Source organism: Streptomyces sp. NPDC059994, assembly GCF_042737755.1.
In the GTDB taxonomy this organism is placed as follows: Bacteria; Actinomycetota; Actinomycetes; order Streptomycetales; family Streptomycetaceae; genus Streptomyces.
On record NZ_JBHWUR010000030.1, the window covers coordinates 38284 to 57366 of the forward strand.

The 19083-nt window shown below is 72.6% G+C and carries 14 protein-coding genes; 2 read left to right on the forward strand and 12 right to left on the reverse strand.

Annotated elements, in window-relative coordinates; genetic code table 11:
• Positions 1 to 191 precede the first annotated feature (191 nt).
• The 7 genes from ACFWA7_RS17490 to ACFWA7_RS17520 form a co-directional block, all read right to left on the reverse strand.
• Complete coding sequence (locus tag ACFWA7_RS17490; protein ID WP_385823736.1) at positions 192 to 1541, reverse strand: sulfate adenylyltransferase subunit 1; 1350 nt, start codon at positions 1539 to 1541, stop codon at positions 192 to 194.
• 1 nt (position 1542) lies between these two features.
• The gene (gene cysD / locus ACFWA7_RS17495) at positions 1543 to 2481 is read right to left on the reverse strand and encodes a sulfate adenylyltransferase subunit CysD (RefSeq protein WP_385538709.1); all 939 of its coding nucleotides are present in this window, start codon (positions 2479 to 2481) and stop codon (positions 1543 to 1545) included.
• Positions 2478 to 3047 carry an adenylyl-sulfate kinase gene (cysC, locus tag ACFWA7_RS17500; RefSeq protein WP_385538711.1) on the reverse strand — a complete coding sequence of 190 codons (570 nt, stop codon included), beginning with the start codon at positions 3045 to 3047 and terminating at the stop codon, positions 2478 to 2480. The genes cysD and cysC overlap by 4 nt, the downstream gene beginning before the upstream one ends.
• The gene (locus ACFWA7_RS17505; protein WP_385823738.1) at positions 3047 to 3754 is read right to left on the reverse strand and encodes a phosphoadenylyl-sulfate reductase; all 708 of its coding nucleotides are present in this window, start codon (positions 3752 to 3754) and stop codon (positions 3047 to 3049) included. The genes cysC and ACFWA7_RS17505 overlap by 1 nt, the downstream gene beginning before the upstream one ends.
• Positions 3751 to 3930, reverse strand: coding sequence for a hypothetical protein (locus tag ACFWA7_RS17510; protein ID WP_385538713.1), 180 nt, complete (start codon positions 3928 to 3930; stop codon positions 3751 to 3753). Before ACFWA7_RS17510 ends, ACFWA7_RS17505 begins: the two co-directional genes overlap by 4 nt.
• Complete coding sequence (locus tag ACFWA7_RS17515; protein ID WP_385823740.1) at positions 3927 to 5624, reverse strand: nitrite/sulfite reductase; 1698 nt, start codon at positions 5622 to 5624, stop codon at positions 3927 to 3929. Before ACFWA7_RS17515 ends, ACFWA7_RS17510 begins: the two co-directional genes overlap by 4 nt.
• Positions 5625 to 5738: 114 nt before the next feature.
• On the reverse strand, positions 5739 to 5822 hold the full coding sequence (locus ACFWA7_RS17520) for a putative leader peptide (RefSeq protein ID WP_310591794.1): 84 nt from the start codon (positions 5820 to 5822) through the stop codon (positions 5739 to 5741).
• Between the two features lie 203 nt (positions 5823 to 6025).
• Between ACFWA7_RS17520 and ACFWA7_RS17525 the strand changes: the two genes are divergently transcribed.
• Positions 6026 to 8953, forward strand: coding sequence for an NACHT domain-containing protein (locus tag ACFWA7_RS17525; RefSeq protein ID WP_385823742.1), 2928 nt, complete (start codon positions 6026 to 6028; stop codon positions 8951 to 8953).
• A 1-nt stretch (position 8954) separates the two neighbouring features.
• On the opposite strand, the gene ACFWA7_RS17530 is transcribed toward ACFWA7_RS17525, so the two are convergent.
• From ACFWA7_RS17530 to ACFWA7_RS17540, 3 genes are all read right to left on the reverse strand, one after another.
• Positions 8955 to 9515, reverse strand: a complete 561-nt coding sequence (locus ACFWA7_RS17530; RefSeq protein ID WP_385538717.1) for a GNAT family N-acetyltransferase — start codon at positions 9513 to 9515, stop codon at positions 8955 to 8957.
• Between the two features lie 57 nt (positions 9516 to 9572).
• Positions 9573 to 10865 carry a GAF domain-containing protein gene (locus tag ACFWA7_RS17535; RefSeq protein ID WP_385823744.1) on the reverse strand — a complete coding sequence of 431 codons (1293 nt, stop codon included), beginning with the start codon at positions 10863 to 10865 and terminating at the stop codon, positions 9573 to 9575.
• A gap of 437 nt (positions 10866 to 11302) precedes the next feature.
• On the reverse strand, positions 11303 to 12949 hold the full coding sequence (locus ACFWA7_RS17540; RefSeq protein ID WP_385538721.1) for an acyl-CoA dehydrogenase family protein: 1647 nt from the start codon (positions 12947 to 12949) through the stop codon (positions 11303 to 11305).
• A gap of 17 nt (positions 12950 to 12966) precedes the next feature.
• Here ACFWA7_RS17540 and ACFWA7_RS17545 point away from each other — a divergent pair, with 17 nt between their 5' ends.
• On the forward strand, positions 12967 to 14136 hold the full coding sequence (locus ACFWA7_RS17545; RefSeq protein ID WP_385538723.1) for a YihY/virulence factor BrkB family protein: 1170 nt from the start codon (positions 12967 to 12969) through the stop codon (positions 14134 to 14136).
• Here ACFWA7_RS17545 and ACFWA7_RS17550 read toward each other — a convergent pair.
• Together ACFWA7_RS17550 and ACFWA7_RS17555 are read right to left on the reverse strand one after the other, a co-directional pair.
• On the reverse strand, positions 14133 to 18029 hold the full coding sequence (locus ACFWA7_RS17550) for an SAV_2336 N-terminal domain-related protein (protein ID WP_385823745.1): 3897 nt from the start codon (positions 18027 to 18029) through the stop codon (positions 14133 to 14135). The two genes, ACFWA7_RS17545 and ACFWA7_RS17550, sit on opposite strands and share 4 nt — an antisense overlap.
• Entirely contained in the window at positions 18019 to 19074 is a 1056-nt protein-coding gene (locus tag ACFWA7_RS17555; protein ID WP_385538726.1) for an AAA family ATPase, read from the reverse strand. The genes ACFWA7_RS17550 and ACFWA7_RS17555 overlap by 11 nt, the downstream gene beginning before the upstream one ends.
• Positions 19075 to 19083: the final 9 nt, after the last annotated feature.

Genomic DNA, 19083 nt, shown 5'->3' on the forward strand with positions numbered 1-19083 from the left:
CCGGGAAGTCGGCAGGTCTTCGTCTGTGCGGATGGAGCGGGTCGTGCGGGTCGGGCCGCGGGGCGCGCGAGCGGTGCGCGTACGTCATCGCGCACATCGGCCCACTCCGCCCTGCCCGCTGCCGAGGGCGCCGCTGCCGACGCGGCCGCCCTCCTTCGCGAACGTGGAGTAGAAGTCGTGGATGGTCATGGTCAGAAGTCCCATCCGTCGTAGTCGACATCGGCCTTGACCGGCTCGGGCGACGCGAACGACTCGCCGACCATGCCCGCGGTGAGCGTGGTGCCGTCGGCCGGGTCGATCAGGATGAAGGCACCGGTGCGGCGGGAGTCGGCGTACGAGTCGAGCGGCAGCGGCTCGGCGGTACGGATCTTGACGCGGCCGATGTCGTTGGCGACCAGCTGCCCCGGGTGCGGGTGCAGCGACAGGTCGTCGAGGGTCAGCCGGGACGGGATGTCCTTGACGACCGCCTTGACCGTACGGGTGCCGTGCTTGAGCAGCACACGGTGGCCCACGGCGAGCGGCTGGTCGGCCACATGGCAGACCGTCGCCTCCACGTCCTGCGTGGTCGCGGGCGCGTCCCCGCTCGGCACGATCAGATCGCCGCGCGAGATGTCGACGTCGTCGTCGAGGAGCAGCGTCACGGACTGCGGGGTCCAGGCCACGTTCACCGACTCGCCGAGCAGGTCGATCCCGGAGATCTTCGAGGTGCGGCCCGAGGGCAGCACGGTCACGTTCTCGCCGACGCGGAAGGTGCCCGCGGCGATCTGGCCCGCGTAGCCCCGGTAGTCGGGGTGCTCGGCGGTCTGCGGGCGGATCACGTACTGCACGGGCAGCCGGGCGTGGCAGCCGGTGAGGTCGTGGCTGACCGGGACCGTCTCCAGGTGCTCCAGGACGGTCGGGCCGCCGTACCAGTCCATGTGGGCGGACGGCTCCACCACGTTGTCGCCGGCCAGCGCCGAGATCGGGATCGCGGTGATCTCCGGCACGCCCAGTTCGCCGGCGTACGTGGTGAACTCCTCGGCGATCGTCGCGAAGACCTTCTCCTCGTACCCGACCAGGTCCATCTTGTTGACCGCGAGCACCACGTGCGGCACCCGCAGCAGGGCGGCGACCGCGGCGTGCCGGCGGGTCTGCTCGACCACGCCGTTGCGGGCGTCGACCAGGACCAGGGCGAGGTCGGCGGTGGACGCGCCGGTCACCATGTTCCGGGTGTACTGCACGTGCCCGGGGGTGTCGGCCAGGATGAACCGGCGCCGGGGGGTGGCGAAGTAGCGGTAGGCGACGTCGATGGTGATGCCCTGCTCGCGCTCGGCCCGCAGGCCGTCGGTGAGCAGCGCCAGGTCCGGGGCGTCCTGGCCGCGCTTGGCGGAGGCGGCCTCGACGGCCTCCAGCTGGTCGGTGAGGACCGACTTGGAGTCGTGGAGGAGGCGGCCCACCAGGGTGGACTTGCCGTCGTCGACGGACCCGGCGGTCGCGAAGCGCAGCAGGGTGGTCGCGGAGAGGTCCGCGAACTGCACAGCATTGTCAACGGGTGTGGACATTCTAGAAGTACCCCTCGCGCTTGCGGTCTTCCATCGCGGCCTCGGACATCTTGTCGTCGGCGCGCGTCGCGCCCCGCTCGGTGAGCCGGGAGGCGGCGATCTCGGCGATCACGGCGTCCAGCGTCGTCGCGTCGGAGTCGACGGCGCCGGTGCAGGACATGTCGCCGACCGTGCGGTAGCGGATCAGCCGTCTCTCGACGCTCTCGTCCTGCTTGGGGCCGCCCCAGTCGCCCGCGGTCAGCCACATGCCGGCCCGCCGGAACACCTCGCGCTCGTGCGCGAAGTAGATCTGCGGCAGCTCGATCTCCTCGCGGGCGATGTACTGCCACACGTCCAGCTCGGTCCAGTTGGAGAGCGGGAAGACCCGGACGTGCTCGCCCGGCGCGTGCCGGCCGTTGTAGAGCTGCCACAGCTCGGGGCGCTGGCGGCGCGGGTCCCACTGCGAGAACTCGTCGCGCAGCGAGAACACCCGCTCCTTGGCCCGGGCCTTCTCCTCGTCGCGCCGCCCGCCGCCGAACACGGCGTCGAAGCGGTGCTGCTGGATGGCCTCGGTCAGCGGCACGGTCTGCAGCGGGTTGCGGGTGCCGTCCGGGCGCTCCTTGAGGACACCGCGGTCGATGTACTCCTGCACGGAGGCGACGTGCAGCCGCAGCCCGTGCTCGGCGACGGCGCGGTCCCGGTACTCAAGCACCTCGGGGAAGTTGTGCCCGGTGTCGACGTGCAGCAGCGTGAAGGGGACCGCCGCGGGGGCGAACGCCTTCAGCGCCAGGTGCAGCATGACGATCGAGTCCTTGCCGCCGGAGAAGAGGATCACCGGCCGCTCGAACTCGCCCGCCACCTCGCGGAAGATGTGCACCGCCTCGGACTCCAGGGCGTCGAGGTGGGTCAGCGCGTACGGGCTGTCGGTGCCCTCGGTCAGGGCGGCAGCGGTCGTCGTCATGCGAGACCCCTCTCGGTGAGCAGTGCGTGGAGGGCGGACGCGGACTCCCGCACGGTCTGCTGGTGCGACTCGATCCGCAGGTCGGGCGATTCGGGGGCCTCGTAGGGGTCGTCGACCCCGGTGAGCCCGCTGATCTCGCCGGCCGCCTGCTTGGCGTACAGGCCCTTCACATCGCGTTCGGAGCAGACCTCCACGGGAGTGGCGACGTGCACCTCCAGATAGGCGGTGCCCTCGGACTGGTGGCGCTTCCGGACCGCGTCACGGCTGTCGGCGTACGGGGCGATCACCGGCACCAGCGCCTTGACGCCGTTGGAGGCGAGCAGTTCGGCGACGAAGCCGATCCGCTGCACATTGGTGTGCCGGTCCTCGCGGCTGAAGCCGAGCCCGGCCGAGAGGAACTCGCGGATCTCGTCGCCGTCGAGCACCTCGGCCCGGTGGCCCTCCCCGCGCAGCCGGTCCGCCAGCTCGTACGCGATGGTGGTCTTGCCCGCGCTGGGCAGCCCGGTGAGCCAGATGGTGGCTCCGGTGGTGGCCCCGCTCACTTGGTTCTCCTGGATGTTGGTCATCAGCCGTGCAGCCCGCACTCGGTCTTGTCGCGCCCGGCCCAGCGGCCGGCCCGCGCGTCCTCGCCCTCCGCCACGCGGCGGGTGCAGGGCGCGCAGCCGATGGACGGATAGCCGTCCATGAGCAGCAGGTTGGTGATCACGCCGTGCTCCGCGACGTACGCGTCCACGTCGTCCTGCGTCCAGCGGGCGATCGGGGAGACCTTGACCTTCTGCCGCTTCTCGTCCCAGCCGACCACCGGGGTGTTCGCCCGGGTCGGGGACTCGTCGCGGCGCAGGCCGGTCGCCCACGCGGAGTACGCGGTCAGGCCCTCCTGGAGCGGCCTGACCTTGCGCAGCGCGCAGCACAGGTCCGGGTCGCGGTCGTGCAGCTTCGGGCCGTACTGGGCGTCCTGCTCGGCCACGGTCTGACGCGGTGTCAGTGTGATGACGTTGACGTCCAGCACGGCGGCGACCGCGTCCCGGGTGCCGATGGTCTCCGGGAAGTGGTAGCCGGTGTCGAGGAACACCACGTCCACGCCGGGCAGCGCGCGCGAGGCGAGATGGGCGACCACCGCGTCCTCCATCGAGGAGGTCACGCAGAACCGCTTGCCGAAGGTGTCGGCCGCCCAGCGGAGTATGCCGAGGGGCTCGGCCTCTTCGAGTTCGCGCCCGGCCGCCTCGGCCAGTGCCCTGAGCTCGTCGGCCGAGTGTGCCTGAAGGGTCGTCATGAGGTCTCCTCCCGCGGGTGTCCGGTCCGCGGCCCGCGGGCCAGCAGTCCGAGGAACGAGAGCCGGAACGCGCGGTTGCAGCTCGCGCATTCCCAGGCCGTGTGGCCCTCCTCGGACGGACGGAGGTCCTCGTCCCCGCAGTACGGGCAGTAGAAGGGCGCCGCTCGCTCGCTCACGACAGGGCCTCCTCGTCGGCGCGCGCGGTCCAGGAGGCGAACCGCTCGCCGGTCTCGCGCTCGGCCTCGAAGCGCTTGAGGACCCGCTCCACGTAGTCGGGCAGTTCGGCCGAAGTGACCTTCAGACCGCGGACCTTGCGGCCGAAGCCCGCCTCCAGGCCGAGCGCGCCGCCCAGGTGCACCTGGTAGCCCTCGACCTGCTCGCCCTCGTCGTTCAGGACCAGCTGCCCCTTGAGACCGATGTCCGCGACCTGGATACGGGCGCAGGCGTTCGGGCAGCCGTTGATGTTGATGGTGAGCGGCTCGTCGAAGTCCGGGATGCGGCGCTCCAGTTCGTCGATGAGCGCGGCGCCGCGCGCCTTCGTCTCGACGATCGCCAGCTTGCAGTACTCGATGCCGGTGCAGGCCATCGTGCCGCGGCGGAACGGGGACGGCGCGACCTTCAGGTCCAGCGCCTCCAACCCCGCCACCAGCGACTCGACCTGCTCCTCCGCCACATCGAGCACGATCATCTTCTGCTCTGCGGTGGTGCGCAGCCGGCCGGAGCCGTGCGCCTCGGCGAGCTCCGCGATCTTGGTGAGGACGGTGCCGTCGACGCGGCCGACGCGGGGCGCGAAGCCGACGTAGAAGCGGCCGTCCTGCTGCTTGTGGACGCCGAGGTGGTCGCGCCAGACGGCGGGCGGCTGCTGGGGCGCCGGTCCGTCGGTCAGCTCGCGCTTCAGGTACTCGTCCTCCAGGACCTGGCGGAACTTCTCCGGGCCCCAGTCGGCCACCAGGAACTTCAGCCGGGCGCGGGTGCGCAGTCGCCGGTAGCCGTAGTCGCGGAAGATGCCGATGACACCGCCGAACACGTCCGGCACCTCCTCCAGCGGCACCCAGGCACCCAGGCGCACCCCCAGCTTGGGGTTGGTGGAGAGCCCGCCGCCGACCCACAGGTCGAAGCCGGGGCCGTGCTCGGGGTGTTCGACGCCGACGAACGCGATGTCGTTGATCTCGTGCGCCACGTCGAGCAGCGGCGAGCCGGAGACCGCGGACTTGAACTTGCGCGGCAGGTTGGAGAATTCGGGGTTGCCGATGAACCGGCGCTGGATCTCGTCGATCGCGGACGAGCCGTCGATGATCTCGTTCTCGGCGATGCCGGCGACCGGCGAGCCGAGGATGACCCGCGGGGTGTCGCCGCACGCCTCGGTGGTCGACAGGCCGACGGCTTCGAGCCGCCGCCAGATCTCCGGCACGTCCTCGATGCGGATCCAGTGGTACTGGATGTTCTGCCGGTCGGTGAGGTCGGCTGTCCCGCGCGCGAACTCCTGCGAGATCTCACCGATCACCCGCAGCTGTTCGGTGGTCAGCCGCCCGCCGTCGATCCGTACGCGCAGCATGAAGTACGAGTCGTCGAGCTCCTCCGGCTCCAGGATCGCGGTCTTGCCGCCGTCGATCCCGGGCTTGCGCTGGGTGTACAGACCCCACCAGCGCATGCGTCCGCGCAGGTCGTTGGGGTCGATGGAGTCGAATCCGCGCTTGGAGTAAATCGTCTCAATACGTGTCCGCACATTGAGACCGTCGTCGTCCTTCTTGAACTGCTCGTTCCCGTTGAGCGGCGTGAAGTGACCGACGGCCCACTGACCTTCACCACGGTGGCGCCCCGGCTTGCGGCGGGGGGCGGTGGAGGCGGGCTTGTCTGGGGTGGCGGCCATGGAGATACGTCCTTCGGGACTGCAGGAGGGCGGCTCTGACCTGCACACTCGCGCTGAGGGCGCGGCGGTGCGCAAGTACGGTGAAGAAGCTGGGGGCGGCGGTGCTGGGGTCTCTCAGCGGGCCGGACAGATGGCGCTGGACATACGGCCCAGGTCGACGTGTCGTCGACTCACCAAGGCAATTCCAGTTCCGGACATGACGGAAGCGTGTCACGGGCATCTCGGGCCAGTCCACCACTATCCAAAATGTGGACAACAATGTCCCGAATCGTGAGACGGTGTGTTGTGGGTCACCTCGGTCGTCCACCGGACGCGGGACCGGCGCCGCTCCTATCCTGCCTTGTGCCGGGAGGCGCCGGGGGTGAGGGGGCATGCTCGTGTGGAGTCAGGTGCAGTCATGGGTGCCGGCTTGGGTACAGGCCGCCGCGGCCTTCGCCGCGGGGGTCCTGGTCCTCAAGCTGAAGGACTGGTTCAAGTCACTCGTCGACAAGGCCGCAGCCCTGCTCTACGACCGGCTCGCGGGCAGCGCACTGCTCACCCGCACGGCACTGCGCCGCTATGTCGTCCGTGTCCACGAGCGCCACGAGCGCTTCTCCGTCTCCTTCCAGTTCGAGGATCCGCAGGCCATGGACATGTCGCAGGTGTACGTGCCGCTGCGCACCGCGTCCGGCTTCGGCGCGGGCGCGGAGCAGGGCGAGGCGGCGGCGTCGCTCCACAAGGCCCGCCGGGCCGTGGTCCTCGGCGTACCCGGCGCGGGCAAGACGATGCTCCTGCGCCACACCGTCCTCGCCTGGTGCCGCGAGCGCTACCGCCCGGACGGCCCGCCGCGCCGCGCCTGGTACGGACGCCGCCGCCCGCCCAAGGCGGAACCGGGGGAGCTCGTCGACGTACCGGTCCTGCTGAAGCTGCACGAGGTGAACCTGGAGAAGGGGGATCTGAGGGACCACATCGTGAAACACTTCGCGGACCATGACTTCCCGGGCGCGGGGAAGTGGGCCGACCGGGCGCTCGCCAAGGGCCGCCTCGCCGTGTACTTCGACGGCCTGGACGAGGTCCCGACGGCCCAGCGGAAAGAGGTCGCGGACGCGATCAGGCAGTTCATGCGGACCCACGCGAAGTGCCGAGCGGTGGTCACCTGCCGGATCGCGGTCTACCGGGGCGAGTTCAACGAGGACGCCGACCGCACGCTGCGGGTCCAGGAGTTCGACGAACGCCTCGTCCGCCGCTTCCTGTACGGCTGGCCCTGGCCGGAACGCCTGGCGCCCGACACGGTGGAGCAGCTGCTCGGCGCCCTGCGCGACACCCCGCAGCTGATGCCGCTCGCCCGCAATCCGCTGCTCCTGACGATGATCGCGTACCTGTACTGCAATGTGTACGCGGGCACGGACCAGGTGCTCCCGCACACCCGCGCCGACTTCTACAAGCAGGTCACGGGCAGCCTGCTCGGCGACCGCCAGCGCGACGCGCGCTTCCCGCCCACGGCGAAGAAGGCGGTCCTGCAGGCCCTCGCCCTCGCGGCGCAGGACGTTCCCTCGAACGTCCACGACCGCCTGGCCCTGCCGGAGCGGGAGGTCCTTTCGTGTGTACGGGCCGCCCTGGAGGAACAGGGGCGTCCGGCGGCTCAGGCGCAGAAAATACTGGAGGAGATCGTCGAGCGCAGCGGGCTGCTGCTCGCGGTGGACAGCGGCGAGCGCTACCAGTTCGCCCACCTCACGCTCCAGGAGTACCTGGCCGCGACCCGCCTCGCGGCCGACCCGACGGGCCTGCTCGACCGCTACCGCCGCGACCCCGCCACCTGGCGGGAGACGGTACGGCTGTGGTGCGGGGCGGAGACGCGGGACTGTACGGAGGTGGTGCGGGCGGTGCTGGCCTTGGACCCGGTGCTGGCGTTTCAGTGTCTGGCGGATGCGCAGGTGGTGGACGAGGGCCTCGCCGACGAGATCGTGGGGAGGTTCCGGGAACGGCTGGGGCGGGAGACCGGTGCGGACCTCCAGGCGGTGATCGCCGCGTTCGGCCTGGTGGCGGCGGATCGGCGACCGCGAGGGGCGGCGGTGTTCCGCATGCTGTCGACGTTCGCCGCCGATGGGCGGCGCTCCGTGCGCCAGGAGGCGGCGCTGGCCGCGCTCGCCGCCACCAATCTGCCGAGGGCGGCGGAGCGGCTCGCGGAACTGCTGCCCACGGTCCCGGGGGCCGGACCGGCCCTCGTGCGGATGGGCGACCTGGCGGTGCCGGCACTGAGGGAGGCTGCGCGGTGGGGGGAAGGGGCCGTGGCACGGCTGCTGTGGGAGATACGGACCCCACGTGCGGCCGTCGCATTGGCCACGCCCCCTGCGGACGAGACCGGTTACGGGTGGTTGTGGGCGGCGGACCAGGCGTTCTTCCTCGCGGACCTGCTGCGGGACCTGGAGATCGAGAGTGCGCTGCGGGAGCTCCCGCAGAGTGCCTTCGACGGAGACTTCCTCTGGGTGTGGCAGCCGTTCGCCAAGGGAGAGGGGGACCCTCTCGTCAAGCGCGTGAGCCTGATCGCGGCGGCGATCTGGGCTGCGGCGGAGTCCCCCCCGGAGGGCGTGCAGGCCGATCCGCGCATCCTCGCCGCGCTGGCCCTGGTGGGGCGGGAACCGGTCGACCGTCTCGCTCTGGAGGTGACCGATGAGCCGCTGGCCAGAGGGCTGGGACTTGAGGCGGGCGCCACGATCTCACAGAGCCGCATGGCAGGGGCTCGGGAAAGCCCGAGCGCCCCGGCGCTGCGGGAGCGGTTCCTGTCACTGGCTGGCGTCCCGATGCCTCAAGTGTGCATCCTCGCCCTGCTTCCGGCCCGTATGCGGAGGTCGGCCGGGGTGCTCCTCTGCCAGCACGGAGTGGTCCACCGGGCCGCCTGGGCACGGGCCGGCACCGCGGTCGAGCACCCTGACTACCGCTTCCGGGACAGCGGGCACTTCTGGGGGCTGGCGGCGATCTTCCTGATGGTCTCCGGCGTCGCGGCGGTGCGCGCGGCCGATGCGGCGGTCGGCTGGCACCCGTGGGGACCGGAGTGGTTCGGCTGGGTGGTGCTGTTCCTCATAGTCGGAGAGTGGGGGCTGCTTCTCGCCGGCGCCGAGCTGACCGCTGCGGTACCGGCCCTGGGCCTGGTCGGGATGGTGGCCGCCGTCTGCGTGTACGCCCCCGTGGCGGCGGCCGAGTGGTGGGGGACGGCCACCGCCTTGTGGGTGGGGGCGGCCGTGCTGGGCGCCTGTGAGGCGCTCGCGGTTCGCGCCCTTGTCCTCACCCGCCGCGCCCGCGCCTCCCGCATCCCCGTGCGCCGCTTCGTCCAGGCCCACCTGAACCCGTAACTCACGCCCCCGGCCAAGCCCCCGGCGCCGCCACCTCCGCCTGCTCCTCCACCTTCGTGTCGAACAGCCGGAACCCCCGCCGCAAGTAGTTGTCCATCGCGTGCTCCCCGTCCAGCGAGCACGTGTGCAGCCACACCCGCTTGGTCGGAGCGCGGTCCGGCCACCGCTCCGCCAGGTCCCAGGCGCGGGCGATGCCGTACGACAGGAGGTGGCCGCCGATGCGGCGGCCCCGGAACGCGGGGATCAGGCCGAAGTAGACGATTTCCACCGCGCCCTCGTCCTGCGCGTCGAGCTCGGCGTAACCGGCCGGGGTGCCGTTCTCGTACGCCACCCACGTCTCCACGCCCGGCTTGGCCAGGAACTCCTGCCACTGCGCGTACGACCACGACAGACGGTCGATCCAGCGGATGTCGCCGCCCACCGCCGTGTAGAGGAAGCGGCTGAACTCGGGCGAGGGCACCGCCGCCCGGACGATCCGGACGTCCCCGGCGGGCTCGGCCGCGGGGCGGAGGTCGCCCGGAGAGGTCTGTTCCAGCGACCACGTGGTGACGTCGATGTTCATGCCGCTCAGAGAATCACGGCCGCCGCCCCGCCCCCAAGCCGGGGCCGGAAGCCCCGCTCAGTGCGGGTGGTGGCGGGCGCCGAGGACCGCCGGGGCCGTCGAGTGGGGGAGCAGGTCCGCCGGGTGGGCGGGCCGGATCACCTCCACCTCCACGTCCTCCGCGAACCGGTACGGCCGGTGGGCGAGCACCTCGGCGAGATGGCGCCGCAACCGGGACATCTCCGCCCGTACCGTCACCGTACGCGTAGGGTCCTCGAAGATGTCGTGGGCCAGCTGCGCGGCCGTACGCCCGGCGCGGTGCAGGGCCAGTACGTAGAGGAGCTCGGCATGGCGCGGGCTCAGCTCCTGCGCCCAGCTGCCCGCGTCCCCCGAGACCGTCACCGACGAGCGGCGCGGGCGGCTCAGATCCAGCACCACCCGCCGCGGTAGCGCGTCCGCCCGCCGTACGTCGTCCACCGTCTGCACCAGCCAGCCGCCCGGCAGCGGCTCGACCGCGCACATGCCGAGCGAGGGCAGCCAGACGCGGCCCGCCCGGAACGACTTCGGCAGCGGCAGCCGGTCCACCGGCGGCATCCCCGTCACCGCGGCCGTCCAGCCGTTGGTGTCGACGGCGAGCGCCCGGCCGCCGACCCGGCACAGCACGGGAGCCGCCACCGTCCGCAGCCGTTCCACGGCGGCGAGATGGCGGGTGCGCAGCTCGGCCTCGGCGAGGCGCGCGACGGAGATGACGAACGCGAGGGTCGCCGGGTGCATCGTCGACAGCGGGCCGCTCACGTCCACCACGCCGAGCAGCCGCCCGTCGCGCGGGTCGACGACCGGCGCGCCCGCACACGTCCAGGTGTGGTGGGCGGAGACGAAGTGCTCGGCCGAGTACACCTGCATCGGGCGGCCGGTGATCAGCGGGGTGCCCACCCCGTTGGTCCCCACCACGCCCTCGCTCCAGTCGGCCCCGACCTCGAACCCCAGCGCGTCGGCGTTCCTGAGGACGGAGGCGTGGCCCTCGCGCCACAGCAGCTTTCCGTCGGCGTCGGAGACGACCATGATGTGCTGCGCGGCGTCCGCGACCGACACCAGCGCCTCCCGCAGCACCGCCAGCACCTCCTTGAGGGGGGAGGACTGACGGCGCCGCTCCACCTCCTCCAGCGGCAGCAGCCCCCCGTGGTTGTCGCCGTCCGGGTTCACCCCGTGGTCGAGCACCCGGCGCCAGGACGCGTCGATCTCCGCGCGCGGGGTGACCTTGGAGGGCCGGCCGGCGAGTGCGGCCGCCCGCATGCCCTTCAGCAGCCGGGTGGCTTCCCGCACGTCCATCGCGGCCAGCCGGGCCGGGTCGAGGGGGGTGGTGTCCTGCATGGGTCCTCCTGCCGACACCGGCGATCCGAGGGGGAGTTGAACGCGGGTGCCATGAATTCATCGTGCCCGCCCGGGCGTTCGCGCGCGGCGATATGCCGCACATGGGTTGCAACCCTTTGCAACTCTCGCGAACGGCCGTGTGTGTGTACGAAGGTGGTGGAACACCGGACGTCCGGTCGTCATGGCCCGCAAGGGCGCATGAGAGTGCGGGGGTGGTGCCGTGTCGGCGCAGCGCCACCCCCGCCGGACGTTCCGGTCCCAGCGCCGACCGCCCCACGGACGGCCGTGGCCGACTCGGACGCACCGACCAGAACTGTCCGGACGCACCGGCCAGAACTGTCCGGACGGACCGGCCAGGACTGTCCGGACGGACCGGCCAGAACTGTCCGGACGGACCGGCCAGGACCGTCCGGGCGTACAGGCCGGAACCGCCCGGCTCAGATCTGAGCCCGCGCCCGCTCCACGACCGTGCCCAGGTCAAGCGTGTGCGGCAGCGTCCCGAAGGCCGTGCCCCAGTCGCCGCCGAGCCGGGACGCGCAGAACGCGTCCGCGACCTCCGACGGCGCCCAGCGCACCAGCAGCGCCCCCTGGAGCACCAGCGCCATCCGCTCCACCAGCCGGCGCGCCCGGGCCTCGATGCCGTCCAGGTCGGCCAGCTCCGTCAGCAGGTTCTTGATCGCCCCGTCCAGGCGGTGGTCCGCGCCTCGCGCGCGGCCGACCTCCTGGAGGAAAGCGTCCAGGGCGTGCGGCTCGCGTTGCAGCGCCCGCAGTACGTCCAGCGCCTGGACGTTGCCCGAGCCCTCCCAGATCGAGTTCAGGGGCGACTCGCGCAACAGCCGGGGCAGCCCGGACTCCTCCACGTACCCGTTGCCGCCCAGACATTCGAGGGCCTCGGCGACGACCGGCGTACAGCGCTTGGTCACCCAGTACTTGGCGGCCGGCACCGCGAGCCGCAGCAGCGCCCGCTCCTCCTCGCTGTCTGCGCTCTGGGCGGCGTCCTGCGCCGCCGCGAGCCGCAGCGCCAGCGTGGTCGCCGCCTCCGACTCCAGGGCCAGATCCGCCAGCACGTTCTTCATCAGCGGCTTCTCGATCAGCACCCCGCCGAACGCGCTGCGGTACGCCGCGTGGTGGATCGCCTGCGCCACGCCCTGCCGCATCAGCGCCGCCGAGCCGACCACGCAGTCGAGCCGGGTCGCCGCCACCATCTCGATGATGGTGCGCACCCCGCGGCCCTCCTCCCCGACCCGGCGCGCCCACGTCTCGTCGAACTCGACCTCGCTGGACGCGTTCGACTTGTTGCCCAGCTTGTCCTTGAGCCGCTGGATCCGGAACGTGTTACGGGTCTCGTCCTCCAGGACCCGGGGCACCAGGAAGCAGGTCAGCCCGCCCGGCGCCTGCGCGAGCACCAGGAACCCGTCGCACATCGGCGCCGAGCAGAACCACTTGTGCCCGGTCAGCAGATATTCACCGGCGTCCCCGAGCGGCCTCGCCTGGGTGGTGTTGGCCCGGACGTCACTGCCGCCCTGCTTCTCCGTCATGCCCATCCCGAAGAGCACCCCGGCCTTCGCGGCGGCCGGCCGAAGCCCCTCCTCGTACACATGCGAGGTGAGCCGGGGCTCCCACTGGGCGGCCAGCGCCGGATCGGTCCGCAGCGCGGGCACGGCCGCGTGCGTCATCGACAGCGGGCACCCGTGGCCCGCCTCGGCCTGCGTCCACACCAGGAACCCGGCGGCGCGCCGCACATGGCCGCCCGGCCGCCCCCAGGCGTCCGTGAGTCCCGCCCCGACGGCGTGGCCGAGCAGTCGGTGCCAGCTCGGGTGGAAGTCGACCTCGTCGATGCGGTTGCCGTAGCGGTCGTGGGTGCGGAGCTTGGGCGGGTTCTCGTTCGCCAGCACGCCCCACTCCTGCGCCTGGGCGGAACCGGCGGTGCGCCCGAGGGCGCTCAGCTCGTCCCGCGCCTCCTCGACGAGATCGGGCGCCAGATGCCGTTCCACCCCCTCGGCAAGAGCGCGGTCGGACGAGAATACGTCGTATCCCACCAGGGGCGGAGCCTGGTTGGTCACTGTGTGGGTGGTGGCTGCCATGCCGATACGGTAAGGAGGTGCAGCCAGCAAATGAAACACCCGAGCGGCCATCGGGCCGACTCCACCGGGCCCCCAGCAGACTCCACCGGGCCCGCGTCCTCTACCGCAACGTATCGAAGCGGAAGACGGTCTGGCTGCTCCTGAAGGACACCGTCAACTCGTGCATCGAGTACCGCATCCTCGGGCTCGCGGCCGAAGCGGCCTTCTTCACCCTGCTCTCGCTGCCTCCGCTGCTGCTCAGCCTGGTCGCGCTGCTCGGCTACGTGGACGGCTGGACCAACACGCACACCGTCGCCAGCATCAACAAGAACATCCTCACCGCCGCCCAGTCGGTCCTCTCCGACCGGGGCGTCCACGATTTCGCCGAGCCGCTCCTGGCGGACGTCACCAAGGGGAAACGGCCGGAAATCGTCTCCATCGGCTTCGCCTTCGCGCTCTGGTCGGGCTCCCGGGCCGTCAACGTCTTCATCGACACCATCACCGTGATGTACGGGCTCGACGGCCACCGGGGCATCGTGCGCACCCGGATGCTCTCGCTGCTGCTCTACATCGTGGCCCTGCTGATCGGCGCGGTGGTGCTGCCGCTCGCGGTGGTCGGCCCGGACCGGGTGGTCGAGCTGATCCCATGGGGAACGGATCTGATCAGCGTTCTGTACTGGCCCGTGATGATCCTCCTTTCGGTGGCATTTCTGACCACCCTCTTCCACGTCTCGGTGCCGGTCCGCTCCCCGTGGATCGAGGACGTGCCGGGCGCGCTGGTCGCCCTCGCCATGTGGGTGCTCGGATCGTTCCTGCTGCGGATCTACCTCACCAACACGGTCGAGGGCCCCACGATCTACGGCTCGCTGGCCGCGCCCGTCGCCGTGCTGCTCTGGATCGGCGTCTCGGCCTTCGCGGTCCTGGTCGGCGCGGCCGTCAACGCGGCGATCGACCGGGTCTGGCCGTCGGTCGCCACGGCCGCCGCCCGCGCCGCCAACGAGCGGGTCAAGGCGGCCCAGGCCGCCGAGATCGTGGCCCGCGCCGCCCAGGCCCGGGCCGCCTACCAGCCCGACCCGGACGACCCCGACCCCGCCGACCCCGGGATGCCGTCGGAGTACCCGGAGCGGTGGTCGCGCTTCCTGCCGCCGGACGACGTGAAGTCCCGACTGCACGGGACGCGGGACCCGCATGGCAAGGACAGGCCCTAGCCGTTCCGCAGCGCGTCGGTGATCGCGCCGAGCGACGTGGTCACCAGCGTCGCCCCGGCCGCCCTCAGGTCCGCCGCGGAGCCCGCCCCGTCGGCGATTCCGACGTACGGGACGCCGAGCCGGGCGGCGGCCGCGGCGGCACCGGGCATGCGCCCGACGACGAGCGCGCTCGCGACGGTCCCGACGGCCTGGAGGATGGCGTCCTCGCCCATCCGGGTCCTGGCCCGGATGTCCACGGCCACGTCCCCGAGGGCCCGCTGCACCACCTCCTCCGTACCACCGGTCACGACGACGACCCGCCGCCCGGAGTCGGCGAGCGCGCGGACCGCCTCGCGGGCGTGGGGGCGGGAGAGGGTGCCGTCGTGGTCGACGAGGACGGTGCGGACCGGGGTGAGGAGGGTGCGGAGGGGGGTGAGGGAGGGGTGGAGGGTTACGCGGGCGAGGAAGCGCATTCCCTCTCCGAGCGGCACCGGCTCGTTCAGACGGGCGTCCACCCGGACCTGGGCGAGGTCGACCTGGGCGAGTCCGTGATCGCGCACCAAGGGGCCGAGCTCACTGCTCAGCCAGTGCCGGACCTCGTCCACCAAGGAGCCCAGCTCCCCTGACCAGGCGACATGCGCCTCGGCTGTGAAAGCCAGCCCGTCTACGGCGCTGGGGAGAGGGAGCTGGAAAACGGCGTTGCCCTCCGGTGGTGCCGCGATCCGCCGGAACCAGACGATGTGTCCGGCCTCCTCGAACCGCTCGTACTCCTCGGCGTTGCGGGCATCGAGCATCTGGTGGAGTGCGTCCGGTACACACACGTCGACGCTGCCGGCGCGAGCGGTGTCCGCCGGAGTCGGCGGAATGCCGATGACGGATCTGGCCCGGCTGTACTCGCTGTCCAGATGCACCAGGACGCGCAGCCGTACGGATTCGAGCTCGGCGCGCGGCACGACCTGGATCAGTTCCTTGGGCAACTCCTTGACGACCTGCCGCAGTACGGCGAGCGGTGTGGCGTCGGGGCGTATCAGAAGGCGAGTGGCGGTGCCGTAGGGCTCCGATACCTCCGGTGCGACGCCGAACGCCGCCGCGACGGCGTCGAGCAGCAAGGCGGGTACCGGTTGCAGAGCGCTGTCCGGCAGGACCTCGACGACCACCATCGGGTGCGGCACCGCGCTCCGCAGGATGTCCCGCCGCTCCGTCACCGTCCGCAGCAGCTCCGCCAGCTCACTCCGATGCCGCGCGGCCCAGTAGCCGGGCATCCCCTCCAGCGGCTCGCCCGCCCAGAGCCCGAGCGCGGTCTCGTACCGCTCCAGGGCCAGGGCACGGTCGCCGGAGGACTCGGCCGTCTCCGCCTGGAAGAAGAGCTGTTCGACGCTGAGGAGGTCGACGTCGGCGCCCTTGAGGGTCAGCCGGTACGTCTCGTCGGCCGTGCCCTCGACCGGGTGGCCCATGCGCCTGAGGCGGCCCGCGACGCCGTGGACGTCGTCCCGCCACTCCGGCTCCCACAGCTCCGTGCCCGCGACCCGCTCCCCGCGCGCGAGCACCAGCGCGCACAGCATGCGCAGTTCGGGGCCGTCGGACTCGGGGGCCGGGATGCCGTCCACCCACGCCTCGGGCGGGCCGAGGAGGCGGTAGACGCGGCGGGTGGTGGAGGGGGAGGCGAGCAGGTCGGCGGCGGCACGGCGCCGGGTTCTGGGCCACTCGTCCAGGAGCCCGCCGATCGCCGAGGCGAGGGCAGGGGACAAGGGGGCCCGGGCCTCGCGCAGAGCGGCCGGGGCCGTGGCAAGGCCCGCTTTCGTCAGCCGCTTGCCGACGGCCATCTCGAAGAGCAGCTCTCCGACCGCCAGCAGGTCGTCCTCCAGCTTCGGCCCCGGATCGTGCCGGACGCCCGGGTCGCACAGCAGCGCCCCCCGCTCGGCCGACAGCAGAACGTTCTCGGCCCGTACGTCGCCGTGGACGATGCCCTCCTCGTGCAGGGCGTCGAGCCCGGAGACCAGTTCCCGCGCGGTACGCAGGATGTCGTCCACCGGCCGGCCGTTCAGGTGGCGAGCCATCGCCTCGCGCAGCGTCGGCGCGTCCACCAGCTCGGTCACCAGGCACCACGCGTCCTCGGCCGCGAACGCGTCGAAGTTCAGGAGCAGGTTCGGATGGTGGATGGCGGCGACCTGGCGGGCATCGGCGAGGAAGGAAGACGTGGGGGCGGGCCCCCGGTCCGCCGGGAAGCGGTACACGGTCACCGCCACCTTCCGCCCCGACGGCAGCTCGGCCGCCCGCCACACCTCGCCGGGTGGACGCAGCCCCATCCGCTCCACCAGCTCATACCGCCCCGCCAGCACCCTCCCCGCCCCCACCCCCTCCGGCCCGCGCAGCAACCGCACGCTCTCCCGGCTGACCAGCGCGAACGGATCCCCCGGCACCGCCCCCACCGGTCCACCCCGTGCCGCCACCAGCGCGCGGAACTCGCCCGGGACCGCGCCCGCCAGCGCCTCGATGCGGGCGTTCACCCGGCTCAGCAGGCCGCTCGTGCGGACGTGGGCCGTGTGCGGCAGGGTGCCGAGCAGGACCTCGCGCACCCCGGGCCGGAAGTCGTACGCGCCGGGCGGGCCCGGCACCGCCGTGAGCATGCCGCTCAGGACGACCTCGGCCAGGTGCTGCGGCTGCGGGTGCGGCTCCACGGCGGCGTGCACGAGCCGCATCACCGGCAGGTGCGCGCACCCGACCGCCAGATGCGCCGCCAGCCGGAACGCGGCAGGGGACGCCACCGACCGGAACCGCAGGACGAGTTCGTCGGCGGGCAGGTCGGGGAGAGGTGTCGCCGCCGCCTCCCCGGAAGGCGGCCAGGGAGCCAGCACCGCCGCCGCGCCCGGCACCTGCGTCCCGCCGCGCGCCCCCACCAGCTCCGCCCAGTTCCGCAGCCAGCGCGCCGACGGCTCCAGGACCGGCACCGGGATGCCGCCCGGTACCTCCGCCGCCGCGTCGCGCTCGTACGGGAGGAACGCCAGGGACGTCCCGGCCGCGCCCGGGCCCGGCGCTCTCAGCAGCCCGGCGGCGGGCGCGAACGCCGTGTACTGCCACAGCCGTTCCGGCAGCGGCTGGACCACGGCGACCGGCAGGGTGCGGGCCCAGCCGCGCAGCGTGCGGTACCAGCGGCGCCCGGCCGGGCCGTTCCGCCACTGCGGGCCCATGCAGTCGCTGAGGACGAGCACGGCCGTACGGCTGGTCGCGGCCGGGCGGGCCGGGAGCCCGCCGTCGGCGGCCAGCGGCAGCACCTCCACCGTGCGGAACGCGCCGGTCTGGGCCAGCGCCCGGTGCAGATCGCGCAGCAGCGGCCGCCACATCGCCATGGTCGGGCCCGCGTCGAAGACGATCCGCAGATGCAGCCAGCGCTCCGGGCGAGGGCGCAGCACCGGGAACCACCACTCGGGGCGGGCGCCGGCCAGCGCGCCCCGGTGGGCGGTCGCCGTCTCGTCGAACTCCCGCTCGTACGCCGACGGCACCCGCCGCTTCAGCGGGCGTACGGCACGCTGGAGCGCCAGGGGATGCGCGAGCATCGCGGGCGCGGGAGCCAGAAGGGGCGCGTGCTCGCCGCCGCGCTCCGGCGCGGGCGCGGGGCGGCCCGGCGGCGGGGTGCGCAGGGGTACGCGCTCGGACGCGTCCGGCCGCTCGGCGGGGGCCGCCCCGGCGGGCTCCTCGGGGGCGCGGGCCTCCCGCTCCGGTACGTCGTCGGGGAGCGGGGGCAGCGGCAGCCGCGCGTCCGCGCCGCTGCGGACCTCCGGCTCCTGGCGCATGTGCCCCGCCAGCCACAGCGCTTCGACGAGCTCCCGCCCGGTCGGCGCACGGCCGCCCGCTGCGGCGAGCACCTGCCGCAGCCGTTCCACGAGAGGCGGCTCCCGAGCGGGCTCAGAACTCATCGGGCCGCGGCCCCTCCGTCTCCAGCGCCTGGCTCAGATACGGCATCAGATGCTCAGCCAGCTGCTCGCGCGACGGGCCCTGAAGTCCCGAAGTGCGGGTCAGATAGACCGCGTTGAGGAGCTGGTCGGTGGCCAGCTCGCCGCCGGACGCGCGGTGCAGGAACGTGTCGACCAGCTCCAGCGCGTCCTGGTCCAGCGCGCCCAGGTGCGCCTCCACGATCGCCTTGAGCTGCCGCTGGTCCGGCTGCTTGAGCTCCAGCGTCACACAGCGGCGCAGGAACGCGGGCGGGAACTCGCGCTCTCCGTTGCTGGTGAGGACGACGAACGGGAAGGCGTGGCAGCGGATGCGGCCCCGGTGCAGCGTGACCCGCTCGTCCGTGCCCGCCACCATGACGTCGGCGCGGGGCTCGCGGTGCGCCGTCCGTACCAGCTCCGGAATCTCGAACTGGCCCTCCTCCAGGACGTTGAGGAGGTCGTTCGGCAGGTCCAGGTCGCCCTTGTCGATCTCGTCGATCAGCAGGACCCGGGGGCGCTGGTGGGGGAGGAGCGCGGTGCCGAGCGGGCCGAGCCGGAGATGATCCGCGATGTCGCTGTATCGCTGGACAGGCTCCCCCCGGGCGACCACCTTCACTCCGGGGCGCGGTTCCTCCCGCGCCGCATACAGCCGCGACAGCGGATCGTACTGGTACAGCCCGTCGTCCAGCGTGCTGCGGCTGGTGACGTTCCAGCGCAGCACCGGCCCCAGCATCAGCTCGCGCGCCACCGCGTACGGGAGGCTCGACTTGCCGCTGCCGGGCGGGCCCGTGACCAGCAGCGGGCGCCGCAAGTACAGGGCGGCGTTGACCAGTTCGACGCTCTGGTCGGTGACGACGTACGTCTGCGCGCGGTGTGTGCGGTCCGGCGAGGAGGCCGCGTCGTCGGGGTCCTCGGCCGGCGGCGGCAGCAGCGGCCTCCCGTTGAAGGCGCGCCAGGGCGGCGGCGGGGGGAGCTGGGTGATGCCGTCGTGCGGCTGGCCGCCGCCGGTGTACACGGGCCACAGGGACATACGGGCTGC